Annotated in this window: 14 protein-coding genes; 3 read left to right on the top strand and 11 right to left on the bottom strand. The window is 74.7% G+C overall.

Annotated elements, in window-relative coordinates:
• Positions 1–51: 51 nt before the first annotated feature.
• Positions 52–1,191: an SPFH domain-containing protein gene (locus QBL21_RS01090; protein ID WP_407560056.1), complete on the top strand. Its 1,140-nt coding sequence runs from the start codon at positions 52–54 to the stop codon at positions 1,189–1,191.
• A 120-nt stretch (positions 1,192–1,311) separates the two neighbouring features.
• Here QBL21_RS01090 and QBL21_RS01085 read toward each other — a convergent pair whose 3' ends face one another.
• From QBL21_RS01085 to QBL21_RS01035, 11 genes are all read right to left on the bottom strand, one after another.
• Positions 1,312–2,406: an ABC transporter ATP-binding protein gene (locus QBL21_RS01085; RefSeq protein ID WP_407566264.1), complete on the bottom strand. Its 1,095-nt coding sequence runs from the start codon at positions 2,404–2,406 to the stop codon at positions 1,312–1,314.
• A gap of 26 nt (positions 2,407–2,432) precedes the next feature.
• The gene (locus tag QBL21_RS01080; protein ID WP_407560055.1) at positions 2,433–3,332 is read right to left on the bottom strand and encodes an ABC transporter permease; all 900 of its coding nucleotides are present in this window, start codon (positions 3,330–3,332) and stop codon (positions 2,433–2,435) included.
• Positions 3,329–4,183 carry a molybdate ABC transporter substrate-binding protein gene (gene modA / locus QBL21_RS01075; RefSeq protein ID WP_407560054.1) on the bottom strand — a complete coding sequence of 285 codons (855 nt, stop codon included), beginning with the start codon at positions 4,181–4,183 and terminating at the stop codon, positions 3,329–3,331. Before modA ends, QBL21_RS01080 begins: the two co-directional genes overlap by 4 nt.
• A 21-nt stretch (positions 4,184–4,204) precedes the next feature.
• On the bottom strand, positions 4,205–4,591 hold the full coding sequence (locus tag QBL21_RS01070; protein WP_407560053.1) for a molybdopterin-binding protein: 387 nt from the start codon (positions 4,589–4,591) through the stop codon (positions 4,205–4,207).
• A 96-nt stretch (positions 4,592–4,687) separates the two neighbouring features.
• Positions 4,688–6,331, bottom strand: coding sequence for a substrate-binding domain-containing protein (locus QBL21_RS01065; RefSeq protein ID WP_407560052.1), 1,644 nt, complete (start codon positions 6,329–6,331; stop codon positions 4,688–4,690).
• A gap of 140 nt (positions 6,332–6,471) precedes the next feature.
• The gene (cas6e, locus tag QBL21_RS01060) at positions 6,472–7,254 is read right to left on the bottom strand and encodes a type I-E CRISPR-associated protein Cas6/Cse3/CasE (RefSeq protein WP_407560051.1); all 783 of its coding nucleotides are present in this window, start codon (positions 7,252–7,254) and stop codon (positions 6,472–6,474) included.
• A gap of 3 nt (positions 7,255–7,257) precedes the next feature.
• Positions 7,258–8,226 (bottom strand): type I-E CRISPR-associated protein Cas5/CasD, encoded by a 969-nt coding sequence (gene cas5e / locus QBL21_RS01055; protein ID WP_407560050.1) that lies wholly within the window; start codon positions 8,224–8,226, stop codon positions 7,258–7,260.
• Positions 8,223–9,419, bottom strand: a complete 1,197-nt coding sequence (cas7e, locus tag QBL21_RS01050; protein WP_407560049.1) for a type I-E CRISPR-associated protein Cas7/Cse4/CasC — start codon at positions 9,417–9,419, stop codon at positions 8,223–8,225. The genes cas5e and cas7e overlap by 4 nt, the downstream gene beginning before the upstream one ends.
• A gap of 176 nt (positions 9,420–9,595) precedes the next feature.
• Complete coding sequence (casB, locus tag QBL21_RS01045) at positions 9,596–10,228, bottom strand: type I-E CRISPR-associated protein Cse2/CasB (protein WP_407560048.1); 633 nt, start codon at positions 10,226–10,228, stop codon at positions 9,596–9,598.
• Positions 10,229–10,330: 102 nt separating this feature from the next.
• The gene (gene casA / locus QBL21_RS01040) at positions 10,331–12,187 is read right to left on the bottom strand and encodes a type I-E CRISPR-associated protein Cse1/CasA (RefSeq protein WP_407560047.1); all 1,857 of its coding nucleotides are present in this window, start codon (positions 12,185–12,187) and stop codon (positions 10,331–10,333) included.
• 101 nt (positions 12,188–12,288) lie between these two features.
• Positions 12,289–15,165 carry a CRISPR-associated endonuclease Cas3'' gene (locus QBL21_RS01035; RefSeq protein WP_407560046.1) on the bottom strand — a complete coding sequence of 959 codons (2,877 nt, stop codon included), beginning with the start codon at positions 15,163–15,165 and terminating at the stop codon, positions 12,289–12,291.
• Between the two features lie 48 nt (positions 15,166–15,213).
• On the opposite strand from QBL21_RS01035, the gene QBL21_RS01030 reads away from it, so the two are divergent.
• A complete protein-coding gene (locus QBL21_RS01030) occupies positions 15,214–16,533 on the top strand; it encodes a hypothetical protein (protein WP_407560045.1) in 1,320 nt (439 codons plus the stop codon).
• A 55-nt stretch (positions 16,534–16,588) separates the two neighbouring features.
• Positions 16,589–17,434, top strand: coding sequence for a nucleotidyl transferase AbiEii/AbiGii toxin family protein (locus QBL21_RS01025; protein WP_407560044.1), 846 nt, complete (start codon positions 16,589–16,591; stop codon positions 17,432–17,434).
• Position 17,435 lies beyond the last annotated feature (1 nt).

Genomic DNA, 17,435 nt, shown 5'->3' with positions numbered 1-17,435 from the left:
CCCGAACCCATGAACCGCTGAACCGCCGCAAGCACAGCCAACGGAGGAAGTGTGGACCCGGTTGTCATCCCGATTCTCCTGGCGGCGCTGGTCGTCGTCTTTCTCGTGTCGTCCAGCGTGCGGGTCGTCCCGCAGGCGCGGCGCTACAACATCGAGCGCTTCGGCCGGTACCGCCGGACGCTCCAGCCGGGTCTGAACTTCGTCCTGCCGGTGGCGGACCGCATCAACACCAAGCTGGACGTGCGCGAGCAGGTGTACTCGTCCGACCCCCGGCCGGTGATCACCGAGGACAACCTCGTCGTCAACATCGACACGGTGCTCTACTACCAGATCACCGACCCGCGGGCCGCGGCGTACGAGGTCTCCGACTACCTCCAGGCGATCGACCAGCTCACCGTCACCACCCTGCGCAACGTCATCGGCGGCATGGACCTGGAGGAGACCCTCACCTCGCGCGAGGAGATCAACGCCCGGCTCCGTACCGTCCTGGACGACGCCACCGGCAAGTGGGGCATCCGCGTCAACCGCGTCGAGATCAAGGCCATCGACCCGCCGCACAGCATCAAAGAAGCGATGGAGAAGCAGATGCGGGCCGAGCGCGACAAGCGCGCGGCCATCCTGCACGCCGAGGGCGAGCGGCAGGCGAAGATCCTCACCGCGGAGGGGACGAAGCAGAAGGACATCCTGGAGGCGCAGGGTACCCAGCAGGCCATGATCCTGCGGGCGGACGGCGAGGCGCAGGCCGTGGAGCGCGTCTTCCAGGCCGTCCACCGCAACAACGCCGACCCGAAGATCCTCGCGTACAAGTACCTGGAGACGCTGCCGCACCTGGCGAAGAGCGACAACAACACGTTCTGGGTGATCCCGGGCGAGCTGACCGAGGCGGTACGCACCGTCACCACCGCCTTCGGCGACAAGTCGGCGCCGGGCCTGCCCCAGGCCGCCGCACCGGCTCAGGAAGCGGCTGCCGACGGCGCCGCGGACGGCGCGAAGGCGGAGGCGTCCGACGCGGACGGGGCCGGGACGCCGGAGCTGGAGGCGCCGCCGGCGCCCGCGCTCGACGCGGTGACGGCGGCCGTCGAGGCCGCGAAGCAGGCCGACGCGGCGGTGCACGAGGCCAAGGCGGAGGCGGAGGCGGCGAGTTCGACGCAGCCGCCGAAGGCGAAGGGGAAGAAGCCGACCGAGGAGTGAGCGGGTCGGGGGCGGGAGACGCGGGCCGGCCGGACCGCGCGGGCCGAGGCCCAGAGCTGCGACCCGAGCCGAGCCCTCGTACTGAGACCCCGGGCTGGGGCCCCGAGCCGAGGCCCTCGCTCAGGCCGGGTAGGCGCGGATCTGGGTCGCCTTGACCGCCGCCCAGACCGTGGCGCCCGGGTGCAGGTCGAGTTCGGCGGCGGCGGTCGTGGTCAGGTCGGCGGCAAGCGCGAGTTCGCCGGTGAGTTCGGCGCGGATCTGGTCGGCGTGGGTTTCGAGCCCGGCGACCGCGCAGCACCACAGGTTGCGGGCGCTGGAGCCGGTCGGGCGGTCCCGGTGCAGCGTGACGGCGCTGGGCGGGAAGGCGGCGAAGGCGGGCCCGGTGAGGTCGTCGGCGGTGGTGAGCGCGGGTCCGCCGGCGAGGTCGACGGTGTGTCCGCGGGCCTGCCCCCGGTAGAGGTTGAGGCCCACGAGGTGGGCGATGTAGTCGGTACGCGGGTGGCGGGCGATGTCCGTGGGGGCGCCCTGCTGGACGATGTGCCCGTCCTCGATGACCACGAGGTGGTCGGCCAGCACCATGGCGTCCAGGGGGTCGTGGGTGACGAGCACGGCGACCGCCTCGAAGTCGGCGAGATGGCGGCGGAGCTGGGCGCGGACGTCGAGGCGGGTACGGGCGTCGAGGGCGGCCAGCGGCTCGTCGAGGAGCAGCAGCCGGGGGCGGGTGGCCAGCGCGCGGGCGAGGGCGACGCGCTGGGCCTGGCCGCCGGAGAGCCGCCGGGGCTTGGCGGCGGCGTGCGCGGCGAGGTCCATCCGCTCCAGCCATGCGGCGGCCTCGGCGCGGGCCTCGGCCCTGCTGGCGCCGTGGCAGCGCGGCCCGAAGGCGACGTTGTCGAGGGCGCTGAGGTGGGGGAAGAGCAGGTAGTCCTGGAAGACGACCCCGACCGGGCGGTGCTCGGGGGGCGTACGGTCCAGCTCGGCGGCGTCGAGCCGCAGATGCCCGCCGGTGAGCGGGATGAGCCCGGCGAGGACGCGCAGGGCGGTGGTCTTGCCGGCGCCGTTGGGGCCGAGGAGCGCGACGACGTCGCCGGGGCGGGCGGTGAGTGTCACGTCGAGCCGGAAGGTGCCGCGCTCGACCACGAGCCGGGCGTCGAGCCCTTCGCCTCCGTCCAGGGTGGGGTCGCTCATGCCGGGTCCGTCCGTGGCCGGGTCGCTCATGCCGGGACTGTCCATGGTCGGGTCGCTCATGCCGAGGTCATCCAGCGGTCCCGTAGCCCCGCCAGCACCGCCACCGACACCGCCAGCAGCACCAGGCTCAGTGCGATCGCCGCCTCCGGATCACTCTGGAGCGCGAGGTAGACGGACAGCGGCATGGTCTGCGTACGGCCCGGGAAGTTGCCCGCGAACGTGATCGTGGCGCCGAACTCGCCCAGCGCACGCGCCCACGCCAGCACCGCCCCGGCCGCGATGCCCGGCGCGACGAGCGGCAGGGTGACGCGGCGGAAGGCGGTGAAGCGGGAGGCGCCGAGGGTGGTGGCGGCCTCCTCGTAGCGGGGGTCCGCGGCCCGTAGCGTGCCCTCGACGGCGATGACCAGGAACGGCATCGCCACGAACGCCTCGGCGACCACCACCCCCGCGGTCGTGAACGGCAGCGTGACCCCGAACCAGTCGTCCAGCCACCGCCCCACGACCCCGTTGCGCCCCAGCGCCATCAGCAGCGCCACACCGCCGACCACCGGCGGCAGCACCAGCGGCAGCGTCACCAGCGCCCGGACCAGCCCGCGCCCCGGGAACTCGACCCGCGCCAGCAGCCACGCCAGCGGCACCCCGACGACGAGGCTCAGCGCGGTCGCCGCCGTCGCGCACACCAGCGACAGGCGCAGCGCCTGCCACACCTCGGCGCTGGTCAGCAGCTCCGGCATGCTGCTCCACGGGGCGCGGAGCAGCAGGGCGACGAGCGGCAGGACCAGGAACGCGAGCCCGATCAGCGCAGGGACGAGCAGCGGCAGCGGCGCGCCCGCGCGCACGGGGGTACGGGGCCCGCGCTTGGGCCCGCGCTTGGGCTTGGGCTTGGTGGGCCGGGCGGGGCCGCCGGTCAGGGTGTCCCCCGCCCCGCCCCCGCCCGCGGCGGAAGGAGGCGTCACGGCGTGAGGAACCCGGCCCCGGTCAGCACCTTCTGCCCCTCGGCGGACTGCACCAGCTCGACGAACGCCTCGGCGGCGTCGGCGTTCGGCGCGTCCTTGAGCAGCGTGATCGGGTAGTCGTTGATCGCGTCGGCGGACTCGGGGAAGTCCACGCCCTCGACCTTGTCGCCCGCGGCCTGCACGTCGGTCTCGTAGACGACCGCGGCGTCCGCTTCCTTCAGCACCACCTTGTTGAGGGCGGACTTGACGTCCTCCTCGTACGACACGGGCGTGAGCTTCAGCGAAGCGGCGTCCAGTGCCTTCTGCGCGGCGGCGCCGCAGGGCACCGCCTCGTCGCAGAGGACGACCTTCAGGCCGGAGCCGGTGAGGTCCTTCAGAGAGGTGATCCCGTCCGGGTTGCCGGGGAGGGTGGCGATCTCCAGTTGGTTGCGGACGAAGGTGGCGGGGGTGCCGGCGGCGACGCCGGCGTCCGTGACGAGGTCCATCGTCGTCGGGCTGGCGGAGGCGAAGACGTCCGCGGGGGCGCCGCCGGTGATGCTCGCGGCCAGGGCGTCGCTGCCGCCGAAGCTGAACGTCACCTTCGTGCCGGGGTGCTTCTTCTCGAACTGCGCGCCCAGCTTCTCGAAGCTCTCGGTGAGCGAGGCGGCGGCGAAGACGGTGACCTCGCCGGACAGCTCTCCGGAGCCGCCGGACCCGGCCCCGGAGCCGTCGTCGGAAGCCGAGCCCGAGTCGGAGTCGGAGCAGGCGCTCAGGGCCAGCAGGGCGGCAGCGCCCGCGCCGGCCACCCGGAGCGTACGGCGGGTGCGGGGCGTACGGCGAGGGCGGCGGGGCCGGCGCGCGGAACGGGTCATCACAGGTCCACTCCCTGACGTCTACGGTCGCTCGACGACCACGTTGGTCGACTTGATCACTGCCACCGCCGGCACGCCCGGCTCCAGCTTCAGCTCCTCGGCCGACTCCCGGCTGATCATGGACACCACCCGGAACGGCCCCGCCTGGATCTCCACCAGCGCCGAGACGTCCCCGATGCGCACGTCGGTGACGATGCCGGCGAAGCGGTTGCGCGCGGACGAGCCCGTGGCCTCCCGCTCCGCCCGGTGCATCTCCCGCGCGTACGCCGCGAGCGCCGCCCCGGGGATGATCCGCCGCCCCGCCTCGTCGCGCTCGGCGGTCAGCTTCCCGGCGTCGACCAGCCGCCTGACGGTGTCGGCGCTGACCCCGAGAAGGGCGGCGGCGTCCCCTATCCGGTACGTGTGCATGAGCCGATGATAGCGCCGCAGATGCCAGGCGATAGCGTCCGGACATTCTGCACATGCCTAGCCCTGGCGAGAAATGGCCTCGCAGATGCGTGACGGTCACACCGGGCGGCACTCGCCCGTGTTCCGGGCCTCGGAGCAGAGGCCGTGGCCCTGGTCGCGGAGGATGTCGCGACCGCTCTGCTGGGTGAGGAAGTTCAGGAAGGCCGCGGCGATCGAGCCGGCCGGGGGCTCGCCGTAGGTGTACGCGAACTCGGTCTGCCAGTACGGGTAGTCGGCATCCTCGACGCCCTCCGCGGTCGGCTCCCTGCCGTCGATCTTGAGTTTGACGAGCTTGCCGGCCGCCCGGTGGCCGTCCACGCCGGCGGCCTCGCTGTAGCCGACGGCGCCGGCCCCGGCGGCGGTCGTGTCCAGCATCGTGTCCGTGCTGCTGACCTCGCAGCGGCCGTACCGCCTGGCGTTCAGGGCGGCGCAGTCGGTCTCCGTGAACTGCGGCGGCTCCTCACCCTTCAGCACCTTCTCGACCAGGGTGCCGCGGGTGCCCGAGCCGGGCTCGCGGTTGACCAGATGGACGGGCACGTCGTTGCCGCCCAGCTCGGACCAGTTGCGTACCCGCCCGGCGAAGACGTCCCGTATCTGATCCAGCGTCAGGTTCTCCACGCCCGCGCCCTTGTTGACGACGAGGGTGAACACGGAGAAGGCGACGGGCCTGGGTATCAGCCGGGGGTGGCCGGCCGAGGCGAGGCCGTCGGTGAAGGCGAGGTGGCCGCCGAGCCCGTCGCCGACCGGGATCCTCGCCTGCGCGCCGGCCTCGTCCAGGTCGGTGACGCCGTCGGTGCTGCCGCGGAACGTGTCCTCCCCCAGCGGGATCGACGCGCCCGCCCCCTCGCACCGGTCGAGGTAGTCGTCGGCCGCGGCCCGTACGGCGGGCGCGAAGGCGGTGGAGCCGTGCAGGTGCAGGGTGCCGCCGACGCAGCCCAGCGGAGGGCGCCGCTCGTCGCGGAGGAAGAGGGTGAAGCTCGCCTGGACGACGACGGCGGCGATCAGGATCCAGATGGCCCACCAGGCGGGCCGCGAGGCGAAGACGTGGCTCTCGGTCCTGGTCGCGCGCAGCCGCAGGAACCGCGCCAGCGGGTCGTACCACCTGTCCATCCCGTCGGTGCCCTGGACGGCCGGGGGCGGGAAGCGGTCGGTGCCGGTGTCGTCGGGCCAGCGCTCCAGCACGACGAGCACCTTGTACTCGGACCCGCGCGGCAGGGTCACCTTCGGCAACTGGATGGTGCCCGTACGGTCCGCCTCGTTGTTGTGGCGGCGGAAGCCCGGCTTGGCGACGACCTCGCGGACGGTGTCGCCCTCGGCCCGTACCTCGAAGAAGAAGTCGCGCAGCACCTCGTCCGTCGGGTCGGTGAGGACCACGGCCGTGACCCGGCGGTTCCGGAAGGTGACCTTGATGCCGTGGTGGTCGACGGGGTCGGCGAGGTAGTCGTCCGAGACGATCCTGGTCGAGCCGGCGTTCTCGATGCGCAGCAGGACGAACGAGGGGTCCTTGAGGTGGTGGCCGTCGTGCTGCATGTCGCCGAGCACGCCCGCGTACGGCTTGTTGGCGGCGTCGGCGGCCAGGGTGTCCATCTGCACGCGGTAGCCCAGCCGCTTGCGGCCGATGACCATGAACTCCCACAGGAACGCCACGACGGGAAACGCGAGGCTGAGAATCGCGATCCACTGCTCGACCCGGTCGCTCACCGCCTGGCCCCCTGAATCCTCTGCGTGGAGAAGGAGTTGAAGGAGACCAGGGTGGTGAGTGGGTACGGGGAGCCGCCGGAGATGCCGGAACCGTCCGGCCAACGTTCATCCGGGATCCATTTACGACATGTTCTGTTCGCTCATCCGCTCCGCAGCGGTGCAAGTGTCAGCAGCCCGCAGCCGTACGCCTTGGCCGGGCCGACCCCGGTGAGGAGGGTCGCGGTGAACGTGTCGGCGTCGGTGACGCGCAGATGGCCCTCGAAGGTGGCGCTGTAGAAGGTGACCCGGCGGCTGCCCTTCTTGGCGAAGGAGTGGCGATGGCGGGCGGTGATACGCACCTCCCGCGGGGTGTCGCGGGGCTGGGCGGGCTCGGGACCGGGCGAGGGCTCGGCGAGGCCGGGGGCGGCGGGGTCCGTACGGGAGGCGGAGACGGAGAAGCCCCACTGCTCGGTGCGGTCGAGGAACCACGCGAGCTGGGTGTGCGCGGTGCGCAGCGCGATGCGGAAGCCCCGGGGGGAGGAGCCCTCCACCGGCGCGGCGAGCTTCCTGGCCTGGTTGGGCGTGGGATGCGGCGGCTGCTTGGTCCGCTGCACCGGGTTGGCGGTGAGCCGGAAGGCGTACTCCTGGCCCGCGGCGAGGCCCTTGAGCAGCGGCTCGTAGCTGCGCACCGCGACGTGCTCGCCGTCCGCGTCCGGCCAGCCGGCGCTCTCGACCAGGTGCGTCCAGTCGGGGCGGGAGCGGCTGAGGACGTAGAGGTGGGGGCGGTGGGGGTTGTCGGCGTCGAGGCGCCACAGGAGCCGTTCGCCGCCCTGCGGGCCGGGGACGCCGCCCTGCACGGCGCCGTGGGCGGCGTGCGGGCTGGCCAGGAGCTTCTGGCTCTGGGCGCGGAGGGGGTTGATGCGGATGCGCGACAGGTACGGCACTGGTCACTCCGGCCGGAGGAGGGAGAAGGGGTCGTGGGCGTCGGCGGCCGGGTCGGGCGGCGCGGCGGCGGGCGGTTCGGCCGGCGCTTCGTCGGGCTGGGATGCGTCCGGCGCGGCCGGGGGCGGGTCGGCCGGTACGTCGACGAGGCAGCGGTGGACGGAGCGGCTGGTGAAGGCGCGGGCCAGCGGGTCGAAGGAGACCGGTACGTCGTGGAGGCGGTCGTCGCCGCCGGGGACCTCCAGCGTGACGGAGCAGGTGACGGTACGGGCCGTACTGCCGACGGTCCCGTTCTCGCCCGTGCCGTTGCTGCTGCTGCCCGCGCCGGTGCCGGTGCCGCCGGAGCTGCGGTGGAAGCGGTCGTGGCGTCGGCGGGCGGCGTAGGACGGCTGCCAGGGGTAGGTCCGTAGCACGTGGGCCATGCCGCCCGTCTGCATGCCGAGGACGAGCGGCTGCGCGGGCGGGCACGAGCGGCGGCCGAGGGCGAGCGGGAACGCGGGGGCCAGCAACTCCCGCTCGACCGCGGCGAGGGTGTCCTCCGGACCGGCCAGCGCCACGACGAACACGGCGTCCTGGAGGTAGTGCCGCTCGGTGACGTGCGTGTACTTGGCGGGTGCGGTCGGCCGCTGCCTCCCCTTGGCGTTGACGCCGCTCTGCGGCAGCGGCAGCCCGCGGTGGTCGCTGACGGTGTGGTAGTCGCGCAGCGGGATGCCCGGGGTGTCGACGCGGACGCCGAGGCGGAGCCGTACAAGGTCGTCCAGCGGGTCCGTACGCTCCAGTCCGCGGGCTGCGGCGAGCAGGCCGACGACGCCGGACTTGGTGGGCTCGGGGCGGCTGCCGCGGCGGTTGAAGCTGCTGCCGAAGCCCCACGACTGGAGCGGCCCGGCGAACCGGAGCAGGAGGACGGGACCGGCGTCCCGCTGCGGTGAGTCCGGTGGCGTGTCCTCCGGTGGGTGGGCCGCGTCACGGGTCATGCGGCCACCGCCCGGTGCGCGCCGTCGAGGTGTTCCTCCAGCCCGTCGAGGAGTGCGCCGAAGTTCCGTGCGGGGCCGAACGCGTCCGCCACCCCGTCCGCCACCGACTTGACGTCGAAAGCGTGAACGACCGCCTGGAAAGCGGGCGGATCGCCCCACAGCTCGCACACCTTGGTGTGCTCGGACGCCAGGCGGGTCGCGGACGCGGCGGCGATGCCGTGCGTCTTGTCGGTCACCGGGGCCTCGAAGGCGGAGACGAGGTTGACCGGCTGGTCGGTGCGGACCGTGACGGCGACGAGGCTGGGCAGCGTGCGGTGCGCGAAGGAGTTCTTGTAACCGGCGGGCACGGAGCGCGCGAAGGACGTGACGAAGTCCCGTACGCCCGCGACCGTCGCGGGCCACGCCGCGTCCGCCGGGCGGCCCGCGGACAGGTTCCGGTGCAGTTGGTGGAGGCCGACGGTCGCGTAGCGGTAGAGGGTCGCGGAGTTGAAGCCGATGTTGCCGATCATGCCGGCGCCGGTCTCGTTCCGCTTGTGGGTCTCGTCGTCCACGGCCGTGAAGTAGTCGAACTCCAGGTCCACGGCGTGGGTGGAGAGCGCGTGCGCGACCTGCGTGGCGGCGTCGACGCGCAGGGCGGCGAGATCGGCGACCATGCGGCCGAAAAGCGCCACGTCGAGGGGGTGCTCGATGCCGAACACGTCCGGTACGCCCAGCGTGCCCACCTCCGCGGCCAGCGCCTTGTCGTCCAGCGCCAGGAACTCGGCGGCGTGGTCGGCGACAAGCGCGGCGAGGGCGTCGAGCTGGCGGTCCCCGTAGAAGAACAGGTAGGCCGTCTCGCCCTCCTTCTTGCCCGCCTTGATGCCGAGCGGCGCGAGCAGCGCCCCCGCGAGCCGCTCCGCCGCCTGCGCGTCGGTCTCCGCGTCGGGCACCGCGGGCAGCCGGCGCAGCCGCTCGGCGAGGTCGGCGGCGACGGTCCTGGTGCGGATGCCGTGGTCCTCGGCGGGTCGGTGCTCGGCGAAGTGCATGCGGGTGGCCCGCTTCCACGCCTGCGAGGAGACCCGGGAGCGGCGCACGCCGCCGTAGACCGCCGCCTTGGGGTTGCCCTGGTCGTCGCGGTTGAGGTTGGCGGGCGGGACGGTCTGGAGGATGTGCACGTCCACGTACGCGCGTGGCGGCTGCTGGTCGACGGACATGAAAGGCGGTCTCCTGATGGGTCGGTGGGCGAAGGGCGCGGCTCGTACGGGGGGTGGCGGGCGGCGCCGGGGGTGCTGCGCGGGGCTCGGCGGCTGCGGGGCGGGGCGCGCCGGGCGGTGCTGGCAGTGCTGGCGGCTCGGCGCCGCGCCGGGCGGCGCGCCGCCGCGGAGCGCCGCTAGGCGTCCGGCTCGGACTTCTCCCGGCTCCGGGCCTTGTGGGGCTCCCACACGTAGTACTGAAGTCCCCAGCGGCGCCGGACCTTCTGCCGTCCTTCGCGGTCCCGCCACTCGCACAGGTCCCACATCAGCCGGTCGTAGTCGAGCGGCACGGCGGCGGCGCGGAGGTTGGGCACGAGCATGCGCAGCCGGAAGAGGAGGTCGCCCACCCGCTCGGACTCGACGGTCGCGGCAACCCGCCGGTCCAGCGCCTCCGGGCTGAACCGGTCCTTCGCGCGCAGGGCGTGGAGCGCCTGGCCGACGCCGACCTGCTGCTTGTGCATGGGGGTCGACTGGCTCTGCTGGTGCAGCCCGAACAGCGCGAGCGCGCCGTGCTCCGCCTCCAGGGCGGGCGTCACCGCGCCGTCGCCGTTGCACGTGTAGTACGGCCACATCGCGGGGACGGCCATGGCGGTCTCACCGAGTCCGGCGCGCAGGGCGGCAAGTTCCTCGCCGGGCGGGCCGCTCGCCATGTCCGCCCGCCAGCGGCCGTCCTTGAGGTAGCGATTCCAGTAACGGCGCCAGCGAGCGTCGCCACCGGCCGGTTCACCGGGCTCCGGCGACGACTGCGCGCCGTTTTCCGTGTCGGTCACGTCCATCCTTCCGTGAACAGGGGGCGTAAGCGGGAGGGCCGGGGCGGCCGGGGGTCGGAACGGCCGGGGCCGCGGCGGACCGCCCAGGCCGCGGGCGGCCGCTCAGCCACCGGACCCGGCCCTTGGGCCGGCCCCGGACCCTGGCCCTGCGCCGGGCCCGGATCCTGCACCGGCACCGGCACCGGCACCGGTCCCGGCCGGCACGGGCAGGCGGCGCAGGATGCCGCGTACGGCCCGCTGGAAGCCCGCCTCCGCGTGGCTGAGCGAGAACACCCGCTCGGAGCCGTCGCGCATCACCACGCGGCGACCGGCGACGACGCCGGGCGTGGTGAGCATGAGCAGTTGTTCTGAGACCTGCCAGGCCGCGCGCAGCGCCTCGCGCTCCCAGCCGGCGAGCCGGTCGTCGCACCCCGCCTCGTCGTCGTCGCCGACCCGCCGCAGGTCGTGCAGCAGGCCGAGGACCAGCGGTTCGAGCAGGGCCAGCAGCCGTTCGCCGGGCTGCTGCCAGGCGCCGTAGGGCAACGGGTCCGCGCCGGAGGCGCGGCGCAGGTGGGACTCCAGCCGGTTGACCGCGTCGGCCAGGTCCTCGGCGTGCAGCACCGCCTCCAGCAGCGCTCTGCGCACGGGGCCGTCGTGGCGGAGGGCGGCCAGGGGCAGGGGCACCTCGTCGTGGAACGAGTCCTCGACGTGGGTGAGCTTCTTGCCGTACGTCGTGCCCGTGAGGTGGAGCCGCAGCGGGTACTCCGGGTCGATGTCGTCGCGCGCCTCGGCGAGCGTCGCGAGGAGCTGGGTCGTCTCGGGCCGGTCCCCCTGGGGTGTCCGGGCGACGTCAGGAGCGTGCGCGAAGGCGAGGAGCGCGTCGAGCCCGCGCCAGCCGGACTTGCCCTCGGGGTGCTTCCGGGGCTTTTTGAACTCGTCGGCACCCTGGCCGTCTTCGACCGCCGGAAGGGGCGAGGGCGGCTTCTTCTTCTGCTGCTCCTTGTGCTGTGCCGCCGCGCCGCGCCCGCCGTGGGCGGTGGTGCGGGACGAGACGAGCCACGCCGTGTGCGGTTCGTCGTCCGGCGTCAGCTCCAGCCGGTCGCCGCCGGCGACGACGACGCGCGTCACGCACGGCCCGGAGCCGGAGCCGCCGTGGCCGTCGCCGTCGCCGTCGGGCAGGAGCAGCACGCGGCGCGCCTGCCACGTCCACAGGTCGAGCAGGCCGAGCGGCGGGCGCTGCGTCCAGGAGGCGACGGCGCAGGGGTGGTCCGTGGCGTCACCGCGGCGCCACTGGGGCGCGTCCTGGCTCAGCACCCGCTTCTTGAACGGGATGTTGAGCATCAGGGTCTCGAAGACCGTGCGGCCCAGGGGCATGACGACGCCGAGGCGACCGAGCGGCCCCACCGGGTTCCCCGTCGTCTTCCCCTGCTTGACCCGGTCGTCGCCGAGGACGCCGGTCTTGATGGCGCCGGTGTCCCAGCAGTGCGTGTGCAGCAGCCAGCGCAGCGCCGCCCCGGGCTCCAGGCGCAGTTCGTCGCCGTCGGTGCGGGAGGAGAACAACGGCACGTTGTTGCCCTGGGCGGCCGTCGCCACCAGCGCGCTGGCGGACCGGGTCTCGCCCTTCGCGGTGCTCAGGCCCGGCACCTGGGCGAAGGGGCGGTCGGGGTCGAAGAGGCCGAATCGGTGCCGGTGTTCGTCCCCGTACGCCAGCAGTGCTTCGGCCTGCCGGTCGGTGAACCGGCCGCCGCGGAAGAGCGCCGCCCAGCCGTCCGGGTCGTGCGGCAGCAGGCCGTCCAGCGCGTCCACGACGAACGGCAGCAGCAACTGCCGGTAGAGCGCGGGGAGCTGCGTGGGCACGTCGGTGAGCAGGTCGGCGTAGCTGTGCGATGCGGTCAGCAGGCGGAGCAGGCCGACCCGCTCGATGCGGCCGTCGGCCGCGCCGAGCGCGGGCTGCCACTCCTCGTCCAACAGGTCGTACAACCGGTCCCCCCGGGTCGTGCCCGTACGCTTGGTGACGAGAATGGCACAGTACGCAGTCGACCCGCAGCCCGCTTCCACAAAGCTGTGGATAACCGGGCGGGCTAGGGCACAGGCCCCTCGTCCACGAGACCCAGCTCGTCGTCGTAGCGGAGCAGTCGGCCGCCCACCCGGACCCGCAGCTCCTCGTCCAGGACCAGGGCCCGGCTCGTACGCAACCGCTGATCGCCGCCCTCCTTGTACGGGATCCGCCACTCCGGCAGCGGCTTCACCTCCTGCTCGCCCGCCTCCCGGCAGGTCGCCGGCAGCCGTACGTTGCCGCAGCGGACCGCCTCGACGGCCGCGTCCGGCAGGCCCTTGACCGTGCCCTCGGGGCCGAGCCGGGGGCCGAGCAGCGACCGGTAGCCGTGCGCGTCGCGGACGAGGGCGAGCGTCTCGACGGGGAACCCGTCCCCGCGCACCAGCGCGGGCAGGTCCGGCTCCTTGTGGGCGGTGGCCAGGTACGACAGGCCGGCGAGGGTGGCCGAGCCGTGCTCCCCGCGCCGGGTGAGCGCGTGCTGCGCGGCGCGCGCCTCCGCCGACTCCTCCCGCAGCCGCCCCTCCCGCCGGGCCCGCGCCACCCAGGGCCGCCAGCGCGCCGGGAAGCCCTCCACCGGACCGTGGACGGCGGCGACCAGCGCCGCGGTGTCGCCGGGCAGGTGCCACCCGGGCCCGGCGGCGGCCTGCTCGACGAGCGCGGCGGCGGCGGTCAACTCCTCCGCCCCGTACAGCCGCACCGACTCCTCGGGGAACACCGGGGGGCACTCCTCCCCCGCCGGGTCGCCGGGCGCGTACCCGGTGACCTGGAGGCCGGACCCGGCGGGCCGCAGGGTGCCGAGGCGGCCGAGCAGGGACACCAGGGGCGCCATGTCGCTGACGAGGAGGTCGACGCGGACCGGGAAGGCCCGTTCCACGAGCGGGTCGGCGATCACCACGTAGCGCCCGCGGGCGGGGGGCGGCGCGCCGGGTCCGAGGCGGGCGAGGACGGCACGCGCACGTACCGCCTGCGGCCCGGCGGCGAGTTGGGTGTGGAGGAGGACGACGGTGTCGTCGGGGCCCAGTGCCGCGCGCAGGCGGGGCAGCAGGGCCTGGGCGCGGGCGGCGCTGCTGCGGACGACCAGGGCGGTCCGGCCGGGGGCGAGCAGGTCGGCGACCTGCCGGGCGGTCCGGCCCTCGGCGCACGGGCCGTCCGGCAGCGTACGCACGCGCACCCGCCTCCCGGCGCCGCCGGGCACGGCCCGGGCCTCGACGCGGGCCTCGACGCGGGCCTCGGCGTGGGCCTGGACGCGGGTCTCGACGCGGGGTCCATCGCGGGGCCCGTCGTCCGCGACCCAGGCGGCCGTCACCCGCGGATGGACCTGCGCCTCGACCGCGGGCTGCCGGTGGTTCTCGTCCTCCAGCGCGCCTCCGAGCCAGGCGTCGAGCAGCCGGGCCCGTACGCCATCGGGGAGGGCCGCGGCGAGCAGCACCACCGGCACCCGGGCCCGGCCCAGCCAGCGCAGCGCCTCCAGCAGGTGGACGCGGGTGCGGGCGTCGAGGAAGTCGGCGATGTCGAGGACGAGGACCTTGCCGAGGAGTCCGGCCGTGCGGACCATCACGAGGTTGGTGCGGACGAAGGCGGCCAGCGCCTGGTACGTGGGCGCGACGACGAAGGGCGCGAGCAGCCCCTTGGCGTGGCCGTGGAACCAGTCGGTGGGCAGCGTGTGCGCCGTCTCCTCCGCGAACTGACCGGCCGGGGCGGCGGTTTCGCCGGGGCACTCCGCGACCAGGATCTCCGCGAGGGCGCTGTCCGGGTACCTGGCCGCGCTCAGCTCCGGCTCCAGCGCCCGCAGTTGGTGCAGCAGGACCGCCCGCTCCGGGTACACGGGGTCGAGCGCCGCGAGCCACGCCCGTACCCGCCTGAACACGTCGTGGTGCGACGACCACTCCGGTACGCCCACGAACAGGCCGAGCACCCCGCTGCGGGCGGCCATGATCTCCGCCGCCGCGAGCCCCGCCTCCAGCACGTCGTCCGCCGACTCCACGACCAGCAGCCCCCCGCCGGGCATGCCGCGCGCGGCGTCGACCGCCGCCCCGGCGACGCCCTCGCCGGGGCGCGGCGCGGTGGGGCGGCGGCGGAGCGCCGCGTCGTCGGGCTCGGGAAGCCCGGCCGTCCAGCCCGGGACGGGCGCGATCTCGGCGCATGCCTTCTGCGCCCGTTCCCGGGACTTCTCGTACGAGACCTCCGACGGGTCGTCGATCCCCGGCAGCCCGCTGCTCAGCCAGTCGGCCAGCTTCAGCAGCCCGCACGCGGCGAGCTGCGCCGTCCGCCCCGGGACCCGTACCGGCGGGCACTCCCGCCAGTCCGCGAACCCGACCTCCGCGCTGACCCGCTCCAGCAGGACCGCACGCACCATGTGCCACCGCTCGCCGCCGAGCAGCCGGTGGCGGGCGCGCGCGGGCACGAGGGCCGAGGCGGGCGGGATGTCACCGTGGTGCCCGGCGACCAGCGGCCACACCCAGGCCGCCTGTTCTCCCGGCCACCCGGCATCCTTCAGCAGCGCGCGAAGCAGATACGCGCCCGCACGTTCGTGCCGGTAGCCCAAGTCCTCGTCGGCGAAGCGCCGGTCGTACTCCAGCCCGACCTGGAGCACCTTCTGTGTATCCCCGGGGAACCGCGCCTGGTACCCGGGCGTCGCCTTCCCGAAATCGTGATGAGCGCAGATCCAGCGGAACAGCACGATCCCGCGGCCCTCTTCACCGGCCGCCGCGTCGAACTCCCGCCGCAGGAACAGCGGGGCCAGCAGCCGCCACAGCACCTCGGCGACCGCGGCGGTGTCCAGGGAGTGGGTGGTGAGCAGGCTTGCCGAGCCGTGTCCGTGCGAGGGCGTCTTGGCAAGGAGTGTGTCGACGGCCGCCCCGGGGTCGAAACTCCCCTGCGCCCGCCCTGCGTTGTCGGGCATGACGCCACTCTAAGGACACGCACTGTCACCCACTGCCATCATGGCGGGATGCCCCGGCCCTGGCCCGACGACGTCCGCGCCTGCATGCCGTCGTTCGCGGCCGGTCTGCGTACGGCGTGGCTGCCGGACGCGTTCGGCGCCGCCGACCTCCTCGCGGGGCTCGCCGACGGTACGGCGTTCGCCTCGGCCGACGCCGCCGCCGCGCTGGTCGCCGAGGCGCCCCTTAACCACCTCACCGTGCCGGTCGGCCGCGGGACACGTACCGTGCCGCTGCTCACCCCCGAGGCCAACGCCGCCCTCCACGTCCTCACCGAGAACGCCCTGCGGGACCACCGTCCGCACCCCTGCGTGGCCGGTGCCACCGGCGCCGACTGGGACTACCGCCGGGCCTACCGCGCCCGCGCCGCCAAGCTCGCGGCCCTCGCCGCGGACCGCCGCCGCCCGCTCCTCCAGCACCTCGACGTCGAGGACTTCGCCCGCAGCGTACGACCCGAACCCCTGCTCGCCGCGCCCTGGCCGACCCGCCCGCTCGCGACCGCCCTGGCCACCCTGCACCGCCGCACCGGGCAGTGCCTCACGCACGGCACCGCCTGGTCGACGCGCCTGGGCACCGCCCTGCTCGCGCCCGTGGACGAGGTGGTGGCTGCGCGCTCCGGGGACAACTGGACGCGCTGGAGCGACGGTTGGCACGTCGCCGTACGCGACGCGCGGGAGGCCGCGGAGGTGCGGGCCGCGGTCGGCGATGCGCTGGCGGCACTGGGGCTGCGGCTGTCGGAGCGCAAGTCGGTGCTGCTGGAGCGGACCGCCGCCCGTCAGGTGTTCGCCGACGTCGCGGACACCCCGCACGCCGTATGGTCCCTGGCCGCCCGGCTGGACGACGTACGCCGCTTCCGCTACGCGCTCGTACGCGCCGCGCCGGCGGCGGAGGTCTCGGACGCCTTGCCGGACGTGGTCCGGCGGCACCCGGCGCTGCTGCCGCGGGCCGCGCAGTACCTCGACGGGGCGGCGGGAACGCCGCAGGCCGCGACCGCTTTCGCCGCGCTGGCGGACTGGGCGGACGGGGCCGACTGGGCGGACGGGGCCGACTGGGCGGCGGGTGAACCGGGCGACGTGCATGCGGCGTTCCGGTACGGGCGCCTGCTGGCGGTCGCCGCCCGGCACCCCGCGTACGCGCGGCTGCTCCCGGTGGACGCGGTGCGGCGCTGGGGGCAGTCGCCGCCGGACCCGCTGCGGGAGCTGGCGGAGCGCGCGGCGGTGACGGGGCACGGCGCCGGGGCGGTGCCCGATCCGTCGCCGCGGGTGGGCGCGTGGCTGCGGCGCGGGGCGCGGGTCGGGGACCGGCAGCCGATGGTCGTGACGTACCTGTGAGCGGGTGCGTGAGCGGGTGCGTGGACACCCCGGGCTCCGCGGGCCGGGGATGCAGATGACGCACCCCTTCCGTGCCTGGCGCCCCGCCGACGAGCCGCGCCTGCCGACGCCGGACCGCCACACCCTGCGGGGCACGGGCATCCTGCTCGACGCCGTGAACTCCGTTCTGGCGGACGCGGACTGGCACTTGAAGGGTTCGGCGGCGCTGCTCGCGTGGGCGGGGCCGGGGGCGCGGATGCCCGAGGACGTGGACCTCGCGGTGGCGGCGGGGCGGGTGGGGGCGGTGCTCCCGGGCGGTTCGCTCTCGCGTCATGCGGCGGTGCGGGTCGTACGGGCCGAGCGGATAATGTTCCGCAGCGGCGACCGGGCGCCGGTGCACCGGGCGCTGGCGCGGGTTTCCGGCGCCGGGCTGTCGGTGGAGATCCTCCTCAACGTGGCCGAGGTGCCCGACGAGGCCGCGTACGCGGACGCCCGGCGGAGCCCGCTGGTCTTCCCGGGCGGCCCGGCGCCGGCCGTGCCCGCCGCGACGTTCGGGCGCTGTCTGGCACAGAAGTTGCTTCGCTACACGCTGCGCAGGACGGGCGGCCGAATCGCCACGCGGTGGTCGGACCTGCTGGACTTTCTGCTGTGCGTCTCGTCCACCCGGTCACCGGGTTTGGCACTCGCCGCGCTCAGAAGAGACGTGGCGGCGGAGCTGACGGTGGTGGGGCGGGACTGGCCGCCGCTGCCCGTACCGCCCGCGGAGTGGCTGGACTTCTGGGACACGGCGGTGTTCCGGCGCGGGCTCGACGTCGGCCGGCTGCCGGAGGCGGTGGAGCGGGCGCACGCGTTCTGGGGCCCGGTGCTGGCGGAGAACCCTCCGGACGGTCGGTGGGATCCAGGGCGTTGGGCGTGGGTGTGAG

Source organism: Streptomyces sp. 184, from assembly GCF_045781775.1.
Taxonomy (GTDB): domain Bacteria; phylum Actinomycetota; class Actinomycetes; order Streptomycetales; family Streptomycetaceae; genus Streptomyces.
The sequence above is the reverse complement of the archived record's forward strand: the minus strand, read 5'-3'. Positions and strand labels throughout refer to the sequence as shown.